General features: G+C 55.2%; 17 protein-coding genes. 7 read left to right on the forward strand and 10 right to left on the reverse strand.

The annotated features are described in order from the left end of the window. Positions 1–15 precede the first annotated feature (15 nt). Positions 16–534 (forward strand): superoxide dismutase [Cu-Zn] SodC, encoded by a 519-nt coding sequence (sodC, locus tag FHC51_RS15590; protein WP_103179368.1) that lies wholly within the window; start codon positions 16–18, stop codon positions 532–534. Here the strand turns inward: sodC and FHC51_RS15595 are convergent. The 3 genes from FHC51_RS15595 to FHC51_RS15605 are packed head-to-tail and all read right to left on the reverse strand — an operon-like array spanning position 513 to position 3,645. Then, positions 513–2,546 carry an FUSC family protein gene (locus FHC51_RS15595; RefSeq protein ID WP_220435975.1) on the reverse strand — a complete coding sequence of 678 codons (2,034 nt, stop codon included), beginning with the start codon at positions 2,544–2,546 and terminating at the stop codon, positions 513–515. The two genes, sodC and FHC51_RS15595, sit on opposite strands and share 22 nt — an antisense overlap. After that, positions 2,543–3,406, reverse strand: coding sequence for an HlyD family secretion protein (locus tag FHC51_RS15600; RefSeq protein WP_220436704.1), 864 nt, complete (start codon positions 3,404–3,406; stop codon positions 2,543–2,545). Before FHC51_RS15600 ends, FHC51_RS15595 begins: the two co-directional genes overlap by 4 nt. 2 nt (positions 3,407–3,408) lie before the next feature. After that, complete coding sequence (locus FHC51_RS15605; RefSeq protein ID WP_103823914.1) at positions 3,409–3,645, reverse strand: DUF1656 domain-containing protein; 237 nt, start codon at positions 3,643–3,645, stop codon at positions 3,409–3,411. Between the two features lie 187 nt (positions 3,646–3,832). Here FHC51_RS15605 and slyA point away from each other — a divergent pair, with 187 nt between their 5' ends. Beyond that, the gene (slyA, locus tag FHC51_RS15610; protein WP_103179372.1) at positions 3,833–4,273 is read left to right on the forward strand and encodes a transcriptional regulator SlyA; all 441 of its coding nucleotides are present in this window, start codon (positions 3,833–3,835) and stop codon (positions 4,271–4,273) included. 36 nt (positions 4,274–4,309) lie between these two features. Here the strand turns inward: slyA and FHC51_RS15615 are convergent, their stop codons facing one another. Further along, complete coding sequence (locus tag FHC51_RS15615) at positions 4,310–5,668, reverse strand: GGDEF domain-containing protein (RefSeq protein ID WP_220435976.1); 1,359 nt, start codon at positions 5,666–5,668, stop codon at positions 4,310–4,312. A gap of 186 nt (positions 5,669–5,854) precedes the next feature. Further along, complete coding sequence (gene slyB, locus FHC51_RS15620; protein ID WP_103179374.1) at positions 5,855–6,322, reverse strand: outer membrane lipoprotein SlyB; 468 nt, start codon at positions 6,320–6,322, stop codon at positions 5,855–5,857. Between the two features lie 285 nt (positions 6,323–6,607). On the opposite strand from slyB, the gene anmK reads away from it, so the two are divergent. From anmK to pdxY, 5 genes are all read left to right on the forward strand, one after another. Further along, on the forward strand, positions 6,608–7,732 hold the full coding sequence (anmK, locus tag FHC51_RS15625) for an anhydro-N-acetylmuramic acid kinase (protein WP_103824564.1): 1,125 nt from the start codon (positions 6,608–6,610) through the stop codon (positions 7,730–7,732). Between the two features lie 96 nt (positions 7,733–7,828). Next, positions 7,829–8,152 (forward strand): C-type lysozyme inhibitor, encoded by a 324-nt coding sequence (gene mliC, locus FHC51_RS15630; RefSeq protein ID WP_103824563.1) that lies wholly within the window; start codon positions 7,829–7,831, stop codon positions 8,150–8,152. Positions 8,153–8,209: 57 nt separating this feature from the next. Then, entirely contained in the window at positions 8,210–8,866 is a 657-nt protein-coding gene (gene pdxH, locus FHC51_RS15635) for a pyridoxamine 5'-phosphate oxidase (RefSeq protein WP_103824562.1), read from the forward strand. A gap of 126 nt (positions 8,867–8,992) precedes the next feature. Continuing rightward, positions 8,993–10,267 carry a tyrosine--tRNA ligase gene (gene tyrS, locus FHC51_RS15640; RefSeq protein WP_220435977.1) on the forward strand — a complete coding sequence of 425 codons (1,275 nt, stop codon included), beginning with the start codon at positions 8,993–8,995 and terminating at the stop codon, positions 10,265–10,267. A gap of 63 nt (positions 10,268–10,330) precedes the next feature. Further along, positions 10,331–11,191 carry a pyridoxal kinase PdxY gene (gene pdxY, locus FHC51_RS15645; protein WP_220435978.1) on the forward strand — a complete coding sequence of 287 codons (861 nt, stop codon included), beginning with the start codon at positions 10,331–10,333 and terminating at the stop codon, positions 11,189–11,191. A gap of 89 nt (positions 11,192–11,280) precedes the next feature. Here the strand turns inward: pdxY and gstA are convergent, their stop codons facing one another. The 5 genes from gstA to rsxG form a co-directional block, all read right to left on the reverse strand. Next, a complete protein-coding gene (gene gstA / locus FHC51_RS15650; protein WP_220435979.1) occupies positions 11,281–11,886 on the reverse strand; it encodes a glutathione transferase GstA in 606 nt (201 codons plus the stop codon). A gap of 108 nt (positions 11,887–11,994) precedes the next feature. Further along, positions 11,995–13,503 carry a dipeptide/tripeptide permease DtpA gene (gene dtpA, locus FHC51_RS15655; RefSeq protein WP_103824578.1) on the reverse strand — a complete coding sequence of 503 codons (1,509 nt, stop codon included), beginning with the start codon at positions 13,501–13,503 and terminating at the stop codon, positions 11,995–11,997. Between the two features lie 615 nt (positions 13,504–14,118). Further along, positions 14,119–14,754, reverse strand: a complete 636-nt coding sequence (nth, locus tag FHC51_RS15660) for an endonuclease III (RefSeq protein WP_103824558.1) — start codon at positions 14,752–14,754, stop codon at positions 14,119–14,121. Then, complete coding sequence (locus FHC51_RS15665) at positions 14,751–15,437, reverse strand: electron transport complex subunit E (protein ID WP_220435980.1); 687 nt, start codon at positions 15,435–15,437, stop codon at positions 14,751–14,753. Before FHC51_RS15665 ends, nth begins: the two co-directional genes overlap by 4 nt. Beyond that, complete coding sequence (gene rsxG / locus FHC51_RS15670) at positions 15,434–16,060, reverse strand: electron transport complex subunit RsxG (RefSeq protein WP_220435981.1); 627 nt, start codon at positions 16,058–16,060, stop codon at positions 15,434–15,436. Before rsxG ends, FHC51_RS15665 begins: the two co-directional genes overlap by 4 nt. Positions 16,061–16,063 lie beyond the last annotated feature (3 nt).

Below are 16,063 nucleotides of genomic sequence, written 5' to 3' on the forward strand. Positions count from 1 at the left end.
AACCAAGGAGGTCATATGAAGCGATTTACTCTGGCAGCGTTGACGCTGGTGGTTTGTGCAGGTGCGCAGGCTGCCAGCGAAGAAGTAAAGATGAACCTCGTTACCTCTCAGGGGATCGGCCAGTCCATCGGGACAGTCACCATCACTGAAACCGATAAAGGCCTGGAGTTTTCCCCGGATCTTAAAGCCCTCCCTCCGGGCGAACACGGTTATCACGTCCACGCTAAAGGTTCCTGCGAACCGGCCATGAAAGATGGCAAACCGTCCGCCGCTGAGGCCGCGGGTGGACACCTCGATCCCCATAACACCGGCAAACATGAAGGGCCGGAGGGGATGGGCCACTTAGGCGATCTGCCAGCGCTGGTGGTCAATAATGACGGTAAAGCGACCGACCCGGTCGTTGCCCCGCGCCTCAAAAAGCTGGATGAGGTGAAAGGCAAAGCGCTGATGATTCATGTCGGCGGGGATAATATGTCGGATCACCCTAAACCTCTGGGCGGTGGCGGGGAGCGCTACGCCTGCGGGGTGATCTGATCGCTCAGGGTGCCCGGTGCGGGTGCCTGTTCCAGCTGGGATAGCGAGCAGTGCAGTCGCCAGATCAGGGCTGCAAGCTCCTGTCCGGCGGGCTGCGGATGATGCGCCAGCGTGTCACAGATACGCTGAAGCTCATCCAGCGTGGCGGCCAGGGGACGCTGCTGTACGCCGCGTTCGCTCATGATGTCACGCAGCAGTGAGACGGCGACGTCGCGCACCCGGGCCAGCGGATCCGAGCGCGTCTCCCAGTCCCGTAACTGCCAGACCACGTGGCTACAGTTCAGCAGCACCACTCCCCAACGTAGCAGCCAGCGTCGCGCCAGCGCATCCTGACTGTTATTGAGCTGGTTCACATGGTGATAGACCAGCGATTCGTAGCCATTCTCGCTGAGCCGCGGCCTGCGGCTCAGCTGATCGACAAATCCGCGCCGCAATTCGCGAATGTGACGACGGCTCTTACGCGCATCCGATCCCGGACGCAGCACCGCAAAGGCCAGCCATGTCAGCCCCACGCCAAGAATTTTTGCCAGGTTGTCATTAAGGAAATCGGCAAAGTCATACACCGGCGGGTTGGTCACCGAAATAAACGAACCCATAAAGACAATAAGCTGGCCCCACAGACCGGCGAGGGCGGGCATCTGCTGCTTCAGCAGCTGCATGGTGGTCAGCAGCGGGAAGAGAAACAGCAGGAACAGCCAGAGGTCCGAGATCTGCACCATCAGGCCAAACTTGACCACAAAGCTGAAGAGCGAGAGCAGGATCAGGGTGCGCAGCAGCAGGGTGAGTGAGTTAAAGGGCGAGGCCGCCACTGAATAGAGCACGCTGCTGATCGCGGCAAGGGTCAGGGCCGCTCCCCCGGCTTCCCACTGGGCGGTAATGGTCCAGGCGCCCACCAGACTGAGAGCGCAGAAGGTGCGAAACCCGCTCCACAGCGCTTCCAGATTATCGGTATGCCGGGCCAGCGCCGGGCTGCGGGGAACGATAAACTCTGTTATTGGCGTCGCGGTTTCAACGGCTTTTATCCAGCGGCTGCTCTGTAGATAAAGCCGGCAGAAATAGCGTAGCCGCTGCCAGAAAGCACGATGGCGGTAATCCGCGTCGTTGCCTGGTCTCAGCGGAGCAAGGATCCGCGCCACGGTATAAAAATCGGCGTCAGGCCGGGCCAGGGTGGCGAGCAGTTGGTCAATGACCTCCCGGGTGTGGGCGGGCGGATTGGGCCAGTTCAGCAGCATGCGGCGAAGACTGGAGATGGCGCTGGTCATCCGAAGCTGCTGGTGGAGGAGATAATTGAGCAGGGCATTCTGGCGGCGAAAACGGTAGTGGCTCCAGAAAGCCTGAATGCGCAGCAGGTTCATGGTCAGGATCTGGGCGATAACCTTTTCGTGGGCCAGGCGAATGGCATCGTTACTGTCGGGCTGCCACAGCAGGCTGGCGTGCTCCAGCAACCGGGTGTGCATGGTTTTCAGCGCGGTAATAAGGGCTTTGCCGTCGGAGGTGCTGGGCAGGATCATCATCATCACCCCGCCGCTAAGGATGCCAATAATGACCTCGCAGACGCGGGCCTGGGCGATATCCCACAGCTGGGTGGTGTCGAGAATATCAATGACCGGAAAGGCGATGATCGCCGCGGTGTATCCGGCCAGCTGGAAGGCATAGGCGACGTTATTGGTGAAATGGGCGCAGGCCCAGGTGCAAAGCGCCAGCCAGGCCGCCATGCTGAACAGAAACAGCCACGGGTCGTTGAGCGTATGACCAGCAATAATCAGCGCTGCGGTGGCACCGAGCAGGCTGCCCGCCACCCGGCCCAGACTTTTACTGATCACCCCGCCAACGGTCGGGAAGCTGACCACCGCCGCTGAAGTCATCGCCCAGTAGGGTTCGTCGAGGTTAAGACAGTAGGCGACAGTAAGGGCCAGGCACATCGCAATCCCGTTGCGCAGGGCATAGCGCCACTGCGCCGGAGTCGCCTTTATCCATGGCAGGTTGCGCCAGGAGAAAGCGGGCAGGTTCACCGGGCAGTTCCCACAGAGACGGTGCAGGTCGTGCCGGAGACCAGCGTCAGGTCAGACGGCAGCTTGTCAAAACTGATGCGCACCGGGATGCGCTGCGCCAGCCGCACCCAGGGAATATTGGGTTTCACGTCGGGCACCAGTCCAGAATCGGTCTCCACGCTCTGATCGTAGATAGCCCGGCCAATACTCGATACGTGACCCTGTAACTTTTTCGAACTGCTGTAGAGTACGATCTGCGCCGGTGCGCCTTCGCGGATATGCCGGAGCTTGGTCTCTTCAAAATAGCCCACTACGTAAAAGGAGTGGCTGTCGACCAGGGCGAAAACCGGCTGGCCGGTGGTGGCGTAATCGCCCACCCGGGTAGAGAGATTGGTGACCCAGCCGTCCACCGGGGCTTTAACCACCGTCTGAGTCAATTGCCACTGCGCCTGTTTTAGCGTGGCTTCAGCCACCGCTACGTTGGCCTGCATCGCCTTGACGTTGATATTGGCGGTATCCAGATCTTCAGCAGAAATATAGTTTCGCGACAGATGGCGACGTCGGTTTGCTTCGTTGTTCGCTTTCGCCAGATCGGACTGGGCTTTAGCCAGCTGCGCCTCGGCGTTGAGCACCGCAATATGGAAAGGGGTTTCATCAATTCTGAAGAGCACCTCTCCCGCATGGACAAACTGGTTATCCTTAACGTGCAGGGTGGTAATGGTGCCGGAGACCTGGGGCGTCACGCTGACCTGTTCGGCGCGCACCTTTCCATCCCGGGTCCAGGGGGAGTGCATATAATAATTCCATAGCCACCATCCGGCGATGATCGCCACGGCCAGAACCAGTAATGATGAAAAATATTTGATTGTTTTCATAAGTATAGTCACCACACAATGAGCAGAACCAGTCCCAGGCAAACTGCAAGGACGAACAGCGAAAGATCCATCAGCATGGGGTGCCAGATTTCACCGGAATAGATCCAGTCGCGCAGCAAGCGGTGGGTGACAAGCCAGAGAATAAAACCCAGCATCACCGCTTTGAACAGAGGGGGAAAGTAAACCGAGGCACCTACTATCAGATCCTGAAGCGGTAACCCCGAGGCGTTAAGCGTGAACGTCACGTGCCGGTTCCTTTGCAAATGGGGAGTGGCCAAAAAGCGCGGCCGCATAACGCGCTGAGGCGTCACAACAAAGTGTAAATCAGACTCTCATCAAGGATGTATGCAGTATTGCATTTGTTTTGGCAATATAAATGCTGCACACTATTCTAAAATCAGTATAATAACTTAGCAAGCTAATTATAAGGAGATGAAATTGGAATCGCCACTAGGTTCTGATCTGGCAAGGTTAGTACGCATCTGGCGTGCTCTGATTGACCATCGCCTGAAACCTCTGGAATTGACACAGACGCATTGGGTCACGCTGCATAACATCCATCAGCTGCCACCCGACCAGTCACAGATCCAACTGGCAAAAGCGATTGGCATCGAACAGCCATCACTGGTACGTACGCTCGATCAACTGGAAGAGAAGGGGCTGATCTCACGCCAGACCTGCGCCAGCGATCGTCGTGCCAAGCGGATTAAACTCACAGAGAAAGCCACCCCCATCATCACAGAGATGGAGGCGGTGATCAGCAAAACGCGCGGTGAAATCCTCTCCGGGATCACGCCCGCCGAACTGGAACTGCTGATCTCGCTGGTAGCCCGGCTTGAGCACAATATCAATGAGCTACAGTCCCGCGACTAACCTTTAAAAAAGCCTTGCGAACGCAAGGCTTTTTCTTTACTGGAACACGACCACCCGGTTACGCCCGCTCTCTTTCGCCTCGTACATCGCCTTGTCTGCATGTTCGACGCACTCTTCAGCGCTGATTTTCCCTGTGGCGGTAAACACGCCCATACTGATGGTGATGGGCTCGGGAAGTTGTCCGTCAGAGCTGGCTTTATCGAAGCTGATCAGTTTTAAGCGTATCCGCTCCGCAACCTGGCGCGCCGCTTCAGGGGGAGTATGGGTTAACAGCAGGACAAACTCTTCTCCTCCGATGCGCGCCGCAACGTCCTGTGGCCGGACGGAATCCTTCAGCAGTTGAGCGACAAACTGCAACACTTTATCCCCCTGCAGGTGACCGTAGCAGTCGTTGATACGCTTAAAACGATCGAGATCGCTGACGATAACCGAGACCGGCTCCGTCGATTTTACCGTACGAAGGGCGTGGTTCAGGGCATCATAAAAATAGCTGCGGTTGTAGAGCCGTGTCAGCGGATCGCGAATGGAATTCTGGTAAGACTGTTGATACTTCAGATGCGATTCACGATAAAGATTAAATACGTCGCACAGCAGGACAAACATAATCAGCAGCGTGGCGACAGCCTCAAATAACCGTGCGCGATACCATGAGATATCTTCTGCCTGTCCGCCCAAAAACAACATGGCTAGCGTGGCGATATAACAGAGGCATAAGAAATTACCGCCAATCCAGAACAGATTGCGTACCCGCGTAGTACGCAGCAGCGCGGCTAATGCAATAACCCAGAGCGTGATGAGCGTAATGTTAATGGGCCGTTTCCACAGCAACAGATATTGTCGGGTTTCGTTGTCGACCAAATGTAATGATAATAACGCAACATTGCTGGAGTAGAGCCAGGCCAGTATCAATATCAGGGCCGTAAATATAAACATGCCTGTAATGACAGAAAGATGGAAAATCCGTGACAGCGGCCGGTTACGGATTGCATACAGCACAGCCGCAACGATAAACAGTACGCCCATCAGCAGATGACGGAACGTAAAGTAAATCATGGCGTCGTTATAGTTAATGACACTGTACCGATAGATATCCAGCCACGCCGGGAAGCTGGAGAGCGTGCCCACCATCAACAGAGCGGAGCCGATAAAGGCGAATGCAAAGCACATCAGATATAAACGCATTCTGTCGCACCAGTATTTCATTACCATGAAACAGGCAATAAACAGATGAAATACTAACAAAAATATGGTGAGCATGGGAAAAAGAAGCGGTGAAAATGATGCAGTCTTTTCGACCACTCCAAAAAAGAGAGAGTGTAAAATCCCGATGACAATAAAGCAGCCCAAAAAGAACTGCACATACTTGTTCTTAATATAATGATTTATCGCAAGCATATATTTTTTAAATAAAGAGGAAAAAGGTTATGCGAATGGTCTCATATGCACAGGTGGAATACTTTGCGCAGGAACAAGCAGTATGAAAATTAAATATAAGCGACGTGAATGTATTTGGTGAATATATTTGTGAGGATGATACTTAATGGAATAGGGCGTGGTGAGATGACCACGCCCATAAGGTTATTAACGAGGGGAGACGGTGACCTGGCTGCCGTTGCTGGCCAGTACCACACGTTGACCAGCAGCAAACCGGGTGTTGCCCTGTTTCTGGACCACCATAATGGTGCTGCCGTCATCCTTGCGGATCTCTAACTCAACGCCCTGGGATTTGTTCATCGCACCCTGGACGCCCTGACCCGCAACACCACCGGCTACGGCACCTGCCGCGGTTGCCAGGGAGCGACCTGTGCCGCCACCCACGGTGTTACCGAGGAAGCCACCCAGTACCGCACCGCCAAGTGCGCCGATCACGTTGTTCTCATCACCACCCTGAATCTGTACCGGGCGCGCGTTCACGATGGTGCCGTAAGTGACATTCTGAACCTGTTTCGCCTCAGAGGCACTGTAAACATCCCCGGAAAGGGAGTTGTCATTAACACAGCCAGCCAGAGTGAATCCAACCAGCGAAACGGCCAGTACACGTAAAATCATTTGAATCTCCTGTTCACCAAAAACGCTCGTTGAGCATCCGTTATGGCTAAATTATATGGCATCGGGTGCCATAAATCCTATATTTGCTCAAACACAATCAGAATGGTACTCGATTCTCACTCAACCATAGCTATACAAGCGACGATGTCACCCTGCAGGCGATACGGATTATTCCTGGAATGACGCCCAGCAACAGCTATTGTTAAAAAGTATGAGTCCGCCGTAGCATTGATAATCGGTTTATGGTGGAGTGAGTTATCAGCCCAAACGGATTAAGGAAAACGGATGAAATCGGGTCGCTACATTGGCGTAATGTCAGGAACCAGTCTGGATGGTGTGGATGTCGTCCTGGCGGCAATAGACGAGAATATGGTTGCCCAGCAGGCAAGCCTTAGCTGGCCTATTCCCCAGGAGACGAAACAGGCGATCCTGAATATCTGTCAGGGCCAACAGCTGACGCTGTCGCAGCTGGGACAGCTTGATACGCAGCTCGGACGCCTGTTCGGCGATGCGGTGCTGGCGCTGATGAATCAGGAGAATCTGCGTCCTCAGGATGTGGTGGCGATCGGTTGTCACGGGCAAACGGTCTGGCATGAGCCTGGCGGCGACGCGCCGCATACCTTGCAGATAGGCGATAACAACCAGATCGTCGCCAAAACCGGCGTGACGGTGGTGGGGGATTTCCGCCGCCGCGACATGGCTCTCGGCGGGCAGGGCGCCCCGCTGGTTCCCGCGTTCCACCACGCCCTGCTGGCGCATCCGACGGAGCGCCGCATGGTGCTCAATATCGGCGGCATCGCCAATCTTTCTTTATTGATCCCAGGCCAGCCGGTACGCGGGTTCGACACCGGGCCGGGAAATATGCTGATGGACGCCTGGATCTGGCGTCAGGCGGGTAAAGCCTACGATAAAGACGCCCAGTGGGCCTGCAGCGGTAAAGTCATTATCCCGCTGCTGCAAAGCATGCTCTGCGATCCCTATTTTGCCGCACCGGCGCCGAAAAGCACCGGACGCGAATACTTCAACTACGGCTGGCTTGAGCGTCAGCTGGCGAACTTCCCGGGCCTGGCGCCTGAGGATGTACAGGCCACGCTGGCAGAGCTTACCGCCGTTTCCGTGTCGGAACAGGTGCTGTTGAGCGGGGGCTGCGAGCGGCTACTGGTGTGCGGCGGTGGCAGCCGTAACCCACTGGTGATGACCCGTCTCGCCGGTCTGCTGCCGGGCACGGAGGTGACCACCACCGACAAGGCCGGGATCAGTGGCGATGACATGGAGGCGCTGGCCTTTGCCTGGCTGGCGTGGCGCACGGTGGCAGGCCTGCCGGGGAACTTACCCTCGGTAACCGGGGCGCGCGAAGCGAGCGTGTTAGGTGCTGTTTTTCCAGCGAATCCGCGGCAAAATCAGAGTTAACCGAATTTCACTTAAGCCTGGTGTGGGTGAGAATAGCCGAAAAAACGGGAGGGCCTTCGCGCCCTCCGGGACCAGGAAAGTCTTCGGAATTTACCCATGAAAAAACTGCTTCTTGCTTTTACTCCCTTTCTGCTGGCGAGCTGTAGCGTTTACAACCAGTTCGTCGAGCGCATGCAAACCGACACGCTGGCCTATCAGTGCGACGAAAAGCCCCTTACCGTTAAGCTCAACAATCCCCGTCAGGAAGTCAGTTTCGTCTACGACAATAAGCTGCTGACGCTGAAACAGGGCATGTCCGCCTCCGGGACCCGCTACAGCGACGGGGTGTATGTCTTCTGGTCGAAAGGCGACAGTGCAACGGTCTACAAGCGCGATCGCATTGTGCTGAACAATTGTCAGATCGAAAATCCGAAGCGTTGAGATTTTGCAGGGGGCGGCGCACAATAGCGTCACCCATTGTCAACGTCAGTTAACGCCATGCCAGATAACGACGAATTGCAGAAAATTGCGCACCTTAGGCGCGAATACACCAAAGGCGGCCTGCGTCGCCAGGATCTCCCCGCCGAGCCGCTGGTGCTGTTTGAGCACTGGCTGAAACAGGCCTGTGAAGCACAACTGGCCGATCCCACCGCGATGGTGGTTGCCACCGTCGATGAAAATGGCCAACCCTACCAGCGTATCGTGCTGCTCAAGCATTACGACGACAAAGGGCTGGTGTTCTACACCAACCTCGGCAGCCGTAAAGCGCAGCATCTGGAAAATAACCCGCGTATCAGTTTGCTCTTCCCGTGGCATATGCTGGAGCGCCAGGTGATGGTCACCGGTTCCGTTGAGCGTCTCTCTACCCTTGAAGTGGTGAAGTATTTCCACAGCCGTCCGCGCGACAGTCAGATTGGCGCCTGGGTCTCTAAACAGTCAAGCCGCATCTCTGCCCGCGGCGTGCTGGAGAGCAAGTTCCTTGAGCTGAAACAGAAATTCCAGCAGGGCGAAGTGCCACTGCCAAGTTTCTGGGGCGGCTTCCGCGTCTCTGTTCAGCAGATGGAGTTCTGGCAGGGCGGTGAACATCGCCTCCACGACAGGTTTATCTACCAGCGCGATAACGGCGCGTGGAAAATCGATCGGCTGGCACCGTAATCCCCGAAATTTGTTCTCTTAAGCGCTGGCGCTACGTTGGTCAGCGCTTTATTCTATGTACCTTTCGCGTCTGGCGAAAAGTCGTGTACCGGCAAAGGTGCAGTCGTTTTATACATGGAGAATTTGATGGCAAGCAGTAACTTGATTAAACAATTGCAAGAGCGGGGGCTGGTAGCCCAGGTGACGGACGAGGAAGCGTTAGCAGAGCGACTGGCGCAAGGCCCGATCGCGCTCTATTGCGGCTTCGATCCTACCGCTGACAGCTTGCATTTGGGGCATCTGGTTCCTTTGTTATGCCTGAAACGCTTCCAGCTGGCTGGCCATAAGCCTGTGGCTCTGGTCGGTGGCGCAACGGGTCTGATTGGCGACCCAAGCTTCAAAGCCGCTGAGCGTAAACTGAATACGGCGGATACCGTAGAGGAGTGGGTCGCGAAAATCCGCAAACAGGTCGCCCCATTCCTCGACTTTGACTGTGGTGAAAACTCCGCGATCGCTGCGAACAACTACGACTGGTTTGGCAGCATGAACGTGCTGACCTTCCTGCGTGATATCGGCAAGCACTTCTCCGTTAACCAGATGATCAACAAAGAAGCGGTGAAGCAGCGTCTGAACCGTGACGATCAGGGCATCTCCTTTACCGAGTTCTCCTACAACCTGCTGCAGGGGTATGATTTTGCCTGTCTGAACGAGCTGCACGGCGTTGCGCTGCAGATTGGCGGCTCCGATCAGTGGGGTAACATTACCTCCGGTATCGATCTGACCCGTCGTCTGCACCAGAATCAGGTCTTTGGTCTGACCGTTCCGCTGATCACCAAAGCCGACGGCACCAAGTTCGGTAAAACTGAAGGCGGCGCGGTATGGCTCGATCCGAAGAAGACCAGCCCGTACAAGTTCTACCAGTTCTGGATCAACACCGCAGATGCTGACGTTTATCGCTTCCTGAAGTTCTTCACCTTTATGGACATTGAAGAGATCAATGCTCTTGAAGAAGAAGACAAGAACAGCGGTAAAGCACCACGCGCCCAGTACGTGCTGGCCGATGAGGTCACGAAGCTGGTTCACGGCGAAGAGGGCTTAGCGGCGGCCAAGCGCATTACCGCCAGCCTGTTTAACGGCAACCTGAGCGATCTGAGCGAAGCAGACTTCGAACAGCTGGCGCAGGATGGCGTGCCGATGGTGGAGATGGACAAAGGCGCCGATCTGATGCAGGCCCTGGTCGACTCTGAGCTTCAGCCGTCCCGCGGCCAGGCGCGTAAAACTATCGCCTCCAACGCCATCACCATCAACGGTGAAAAACAGTCTGACGCAGAGTACGTCTTCGCTGACAGCGATCGCCTGTTTGGTCGTTATACCTTACTGCGTCGCGGTAAAAAGAATTACTGTCTGGTTTGCTGGAAATAATCATAAAAGCACAGGGGCGTGGGAAACCACGCCCCTTTATTTTTTCAGGGTTGTGGTAAGAAAATGAAGAATATCCTCGCCATCCAGTCCCACGTCGTTTTTGGGCATGCTGGCAACAGCGCCGCAGAATTTCCGATGCGTCGTCTCGGGGCCAATGTCTGGCCATTAAATACCGTTCAGTTTTCCAACCATACGCAATACGGCAAATGGACCGGTTGCGTGATGCCGCCCGCTCATCTCACAGAGATTGTTCAGGGCATCGCTGATATCGACAAACTCAAAACCTGCGATGCCGTGCTGAGCGGTTATCTGGGGTCAGCCGAGCAGGGCGAGCATATTCTCGGTATTGTTCGCCAGGTGAAGGCGGCGAACCCGGCGGCGAAATACTTCTGCGATCCGGTGATGGGTCATCCGGAAAAAGGCTGTATCGTGGCGCCTGGCGTGGCGGAGTTTCATGTGCGTCACGCTCTACCGGCCAGCGACATCATTGCCCCAAACCTCATTGAACTGGAGATCCTCTGTGAACATCCGGTAAACAGCGTGGAGGAGGCCGTTGCGGCGTCCCGTGAACTGATTGCGATGGGGCCGGAAATCGTGCTGGTGAAACATCTGGCCCGCGCCGGAATCAGCCCGGATCGCTTTGAGATGCTGCTGGTGACCAAAGATGAAGCCTGGCACATCAGCCGTCCGCTGGTGGATTTTGGCAGCCGTCAGCCGGTGGGTGTGGGCGATGTGACCAGCGGTCTGCTGCTGGTGAAATTGCTGCAGGGAGCAACGGTGCGTGATGCGCTTGAGCACGTCACGGCGGCGGTGTATGAGATTATGATCGCCACGAAGAACATGCAGGAGTACGAGTTGCAGGTGGTAGCCGCCCAGGATCGTATTGCGAAGCCAGAACACGTTTTCAGCGCGACCCAGCTTTGACATCAATGCCCGGCGGCGCTTCGCTTGCCGGGCCTACAGAGCTCGTAGGCCGGGTAAGCGCCAGCGCCACCCGGCAATAAACCGCTCTCTTACTTCAACCCTTCCGCTTCCAGTGCTGCCGCCACGGCAGGACGCTCCGCCATACGCGCCATATAGGCTTCAATATGGCTTAATCCTTCCATGTTCAGCTTCACGGCCCGTGCCCAGCGCAGGACGGTAAACAGATACGCATCGGCAATGGTAAAGCGCGGCCCACAGATCCACTGATCGTCTTTCAGCGAATCGTTCACATATTGCAGTTTCTTCTCCAGCAGGGCGCGAACGGTCGGCTTGTACTCTTCCGGGGTGTCCGGGCGGAACAGCGGGGTAAAACCTTTATGCAGTTCGGTGGCGATGTAGTTCATCCATTCAATGGTTTTATAGCGGGCGATAGTGCCGGCTGGCGCCAGTAGCTGGCGATCCGCGACGCTGTCCGCCAGGTACTGCATAATAGCAACACCCTCGGTGAGCAGGGTGCCATCTTCCAGCAACAGGGCCGGAACCTGGCCTTTAGGATTCACCGCGAAAAAATCATCGCCGTTTTCCAGACGCTTTTGCATCAGATCAACACCGTTGAGGGTGAAGTCTTTACCGCTCTCGCGCAGCGTAATATGGGAGGCAAGAGAGCAGGCGCCTGGTTTATAGAACAGTTTCATCGGTCACTCCTGTTTACGTAGGTTTACCCTATGTTAGTGCGCCCCATAATAAAAAAAAAGCCGCTAACGCACAGTTAGCGGCTTGTATTCAGTCGTTTCCCGATGACATTACACGGCGGCGGTGCTGCTCGCTTTAGCGGTAGTGTCGTCGTCCTGAGTCATGCGGTTCAGTTTTGGTGCAGTCAGCATCATCAGCACAGCGATAACCGCAGTGGCAATACCAATCTGCAGGAACACATCACCATAGACATGCAGAGACTGCAGCGGATCGGTCACATCAGAAGGCACAGCCATCAGGTTGGCGATCTTACCGGCGATGATGGCAGCACCCGCAGTGGTCAGGAACCAGCTACCCATGATGAAGCCCATCAGGCGCTGTGGCACCAGCTGCGCAACCATCGCCAGGCCCAGACCGGAGATCATCAGCTCACCGATAGACTGCAGCGCGTAGCTCAGGATCAGCCAGTTCACGGATACGATACCCGCGTCGCTGGCGAATTCCGCGCCCAGCGGCAGTACCAGGAAGGCACCAGAGCAGAGCACCATGCCCACCGCGAACTTGTGCGGCATTGGCAGGCGGTCGCCCATCTTGTTGTAGATGGCAGCCAGGATCGGGCTACCTACCATGATCCAGAACGGGTTCAGGGCCTGGAACTGCTCAGGCTCGAACGCGATACCCAGGATAGAGTGCTCAACGTTACGGATCGCGAAGAAGTTCAGGGACGTTGGCATCTGGCTGTACAGCACGAAGAAGACAATCGCTTCAACCATCAGAATGAAAGCAACCACCATCTTACGACGCGCTGCGCCCTGCATGGCAAAGGCTTCTTTCGCGAAAATGCAGACGATACCCAGCGCAACCACGCCCAGCACCGCACGTGCGATACCCTGGTTGTGCAGCAGCCAGGTGGCGATAGCAACCAGCACGACAACACCGACCAGCGTCGCCAGCAGTTTACCCATCTGTACTGGCGCAAAGTCAGGTTTTGAACCGTAGTCTTTCACCCAGCTGCGGCAGAACAGGAAGTTCACCACGGTGATCAGCATACCGACGAAGCTCAGGGCAAACGCCACGCTCCAGCCGAATTTTGCTGCCAGCCACGGGGTCGCCAGCATGGAGAAGAAGGAGCCGATGTTGATGGACATGTAGTACATGGTGAATGCACCGTCCAGACGCGGGTCATCTTTCTTATAGCAGGTAGAAAGCAGGGCAGACGGGTTCGCCTTGAACAGGCCGTTACCCACCGCGATGGTCGCCATACCCAGGTAAACCACGCCGGCATCGTGACCAGACCAGGCTACCAGACCATAACCGATCGCCAGAACGATGGCGCCCAGCAGAATGACACGTTTGGTTCCCAGTACTTTATCGCCCAGCCAGCCGCCAATTGCGACCAGACCGTAGACCAGAGCACTGAAAGAAGAGAACAGGGTGATGGAATCGGCTTCGGACATACCCAGTTGTTTCACCAGGTAAACCGCCATGATCCCTTGCAGACCGTAGTAACCAAAACGCTCCCACAGCTCAATAGAGAATATGAGATAGAACGATTTCGGTTGTTTGAAAGCGTTAAGACTTACGCTCTCTTCAGCTGGTTTATTGTTTGCAGTAGACACATATACCTCTTTTTTTACATCCCATATTAACGGGGGTGTTCATAGCGTGATGACCGTAGTCCATCCGCTTTATAGTTATAGTGGGAGGGGAAACGGCGGGTAATGTTCACTATCCTGACCCGTCTGGCAAGACGTTTGTAATATTCTGTTACATTTAACTCCTGCCCTATAATGCGCCAGAAACCTAAATGTTATTTAGCGTTAAATTTTCCCGTTTCGTTGAAACTGGTTTTTTTCACTGTCTTTCAGGAGAAAAAATCGCCATGTGGCGATATGTTCTGCTGTAAAAGGTGTTTGGCAGTGATATGGCCTATATTCTGAAAAATAACCGGACATATCTACGGGTGGGAAGGGGGTATTTCTTGATGCTGTAGGGCTTTAGTAGCCATTTCGACACATAAAATTAACAGTGTGTGAACAGAGTGATCGTGATCACATTTATATAGAAAATTTTGCTGACGAAAAAACAATTAACCTGTTTGATTGTTATATAGCCGCACAATGCACGAACCCTAAAGTTTAGCTCAGACAGAAAAACTGCCAAAGGCGAGCCTGATAGATAGTCATGCTCGCTATAAGGGTTTTGCGTTATAAAAAAACCGTCTGATGACGGTTTTAGTGGTCTGTTTTTTCTTTATATTCACAGAGATCTTCGATAATACAGGAGCCGCAGCGGGGTTTACGCGCAATGCAGGTATAGCGCCCGTGGAGGATCAACCAGTGATGGCAGTCGACCTTAAACTCCGCAGGAACCACTTTCAGCAGCTTATCTTCGACCTGCTCCACGTTTTTGCCTGGGGCGAAGTTCGTTCGGTTGCAGACGCGGAAGATATGGGTATCCACGGCAATGGTCGGCCAGCCAAAGGCGGTATTCAACACCACGTTAGCGGTTTTACGGCCCACGCCGGGCAACGCTTCCAGCGCCGCGCGATCTTCCGGTACCTCACCGCCGTGCAGCTCTATCAGCATCCGGCAGGTCTTGATCACGTTCTCGGCTTTGCTGTTAAACAGGCCGATGGTCTTGATGTAGGACTTTACCCCCTCAACGCCAAGCTCCAGCATCGCCTGAGGCGTGTTGGCGACAGGGTAGAGCTTCGCGGTGGCTTTATTGACGCTCACGTCAGTGGCCTGTGCAGAGAGCAACACCGCGATCAGCAGTTCAAACGGCGAGGTAAAATTCAGCTCGGTGGTCGGGTGCGGATTATTCTCCCGCAGGCGCTGTAAAATGGTTAAACGTTTCTCTTTGTTCATGAGGCTTTCTCAGGGATCCCTTCCTCTACGCTGAGTGTGGCAGCGCGGCGTTTACGTTTCTCATCAATGAGGTATTTCACCGCCAGCATCATCCCCAGGCCAATAAACGCGCCAGGGGGCAGCATCGCCAGCAGGAACGGCGTATCGGTGTGGAACACTTCAATGCGCAGGACTTTGGCCCAGCTGCCCAGCAGCGCATCTGCGCCATCGAACAGGGTACCGTTGCCAAGGATTTCACGCATGGCGCCCAGCACAAACATCGCCCCGGTTGCCCCCATACCGATGGCAAAGCCATCAAAAGCTGAAATCAGCGGATCGTTTTTCACCGCAAAGGCTTCGGCGCGGCCCACCACGATACAGTTGGTCACAATCAGCGGGATAAAAATCCCCAGCGACTGATAGAGGCCAAAGGCGTAGGCGTTGATCAGCATCTGCACGACGCTCACCACCGAGGCGATAATCATCACGTAGATTGGAATACGAATCTCCGACGGCGTCCAGCGGCGCAGGGCAGAGATCGACAGGTTGGTCAGGGTCAGTACCAGGGTGGTGGCAAGGCCAAGGCCCAACGCGTTGGTAACGGTGGAGGTGACGGCCAGCAGCGGACACATCCCCAGCAGCTGTACCAGCGCGGAGTTGTTTTTCCACAGCCCCTGAACAAAAACCTCTTTTACCTGGCTCATGAACGCTCCTCACAGGCGGGCAGATTGTTAAGTTGTGCAGGCAGCGATTGTGCGTAAATCCCCGCACGTTTAACGGCGTTCACTACCGCTCGTGGGGTGATGGTCGCACCGGTAAACTGATCGATATCACCGCCATCTTTTTTCACCGCGAACGCCGGATCGTCAATACCGTGGATCACTTTACCTGCGAATTGCAAAATCCAGTCGCTTGAGCGGGTTTCGATCTTATCTCCAAGCCCTGGCGTTTCGTGATGCTCGGTCACGCGCGTACCCAGCACGGTGCCGGAAAAATCGGTGCCCACCAGCAGCCTGATAGCGCCGGAGTATCCATCCGGGGCGGTGGCTTCCATCACCACGCCGGTCGGCGTATCGCCTTTACGGGTGATAAAAATACGGTGGGTGCCTTTGCCAAGCGCTGGCGTCTGGACAAGATAACAGCTCTTCTGCAGATCGTTATCGTAGATATCTGCCGGGATCACCTGGTCAAACAGCGCTTTTTGCTGACGGGCCGCCTGTTCATCAATGGTGGATTTGGTTAAGCCGTTGACCAGCGCGGTCATGCCGGTGAGCACGGCGGCAAAGAGCGCCAGCGTCACGCCGTGTTTTTGCATCGTTTTTAACATGGC

The organism is Leclercia sp. EC_58, from assembly GCF_019584355.1.
GTDB lineage: Bacteria > Pseudomonadota > Gammaproteobacteria > Enterobacterales > Enterobacteriaceae > Enterobacter.

Excerpts from the sequence above, each read along its gene's own strand:
- sodC (WP_103179368.1), top strand. The coding sequence starts at position 16 with ATGAAGCGATTTACTCTGGCAGCGTTGACGCTGGTGGTTTGTGCAGGT.
- slyA (WP_103179372.1), top strand. The coding sequence starts at position 3,833 with ATGAAATTGGAATCGCCACTAGGTTCTGATCTGGCAAGGTTAGTACGC.
- FHC51_RS15615 (WP_220435976.1), bottom strand. The coding sequence starts at position 5,668 with ATGCTTGCGATAAATCATTATATTAAGAACAAGTATGTGCAGTTCTTT.
- slyB (WP_103179374.1), bottom strand. The coding sequence starts at position 6,322 with ATGATTTTACGTGTACTGGCCGTTTCGCTGGTTGGATTCACTCTGGCT.
- anmK (WP_103824564.1), top strand. The coding sequence starts at position 6,608 with ATGAAATCGGGTCGCTACATTGGCGTAATGTCAGGAACCAGTCTGGAT.
- mliC (WP_103824563.1), top strand. The coding sequence starts at position 7,829 with ATGAAAAAACTGCTTCTTGCTTTTACTCCCTTTCTGCTGGCGAGCTGT.
- pdxH (WP_103824562.1), top strand. The coding sequence starts at position 8,210 with ATGCCAGATAACGACGAATTGCAGAAAATTGCGCACCTTAGGCGCGAA.
- tyrS (WP_220435977.1), top strand. The coding sequence starts at position 8,993 with ATGGCAAGCAGTAACTTGATTAAACAATTGCAAGAGCGGGGGCTGGTA.
- pdxY (WP_220435978.1), top strand. The coding sequence starts at position 10,331 with ATGAAGAATATCCTCGCCATCCAGTCCCACGTCGTTTTTGGGCATGCT.
- gstA (WP_220435979.1), bottom strand. The coding sequence starts at position 11,886 with ATGAAACTGTTCTATAAACCAGGCGCCTGCTCTCTTGCCTCCCATATT.
- nth (WP_103824558.1), bottom strand. The coding sequence starts at position 14,754 with ATGAACAAAGAGAAACGTTTAACCATTTTACAGCGCCTGCGGGAGAAT.
- FHC51_RS15665 (WP_220435980.1), bottom strand. The coding sequence starts at position 15,437 with ATGAGCCAGGTAAAAGAGGTTTTTGTTCAGGGGCTGTGGAAAAACAAC.
- rsxG (WP_220435981.1), bottom strand. The coding sequence starts at position 16,060 with ATGTTAAAAACGATGCAAAAACACGGCGTGACGCTGGCGCTCTTTGCC.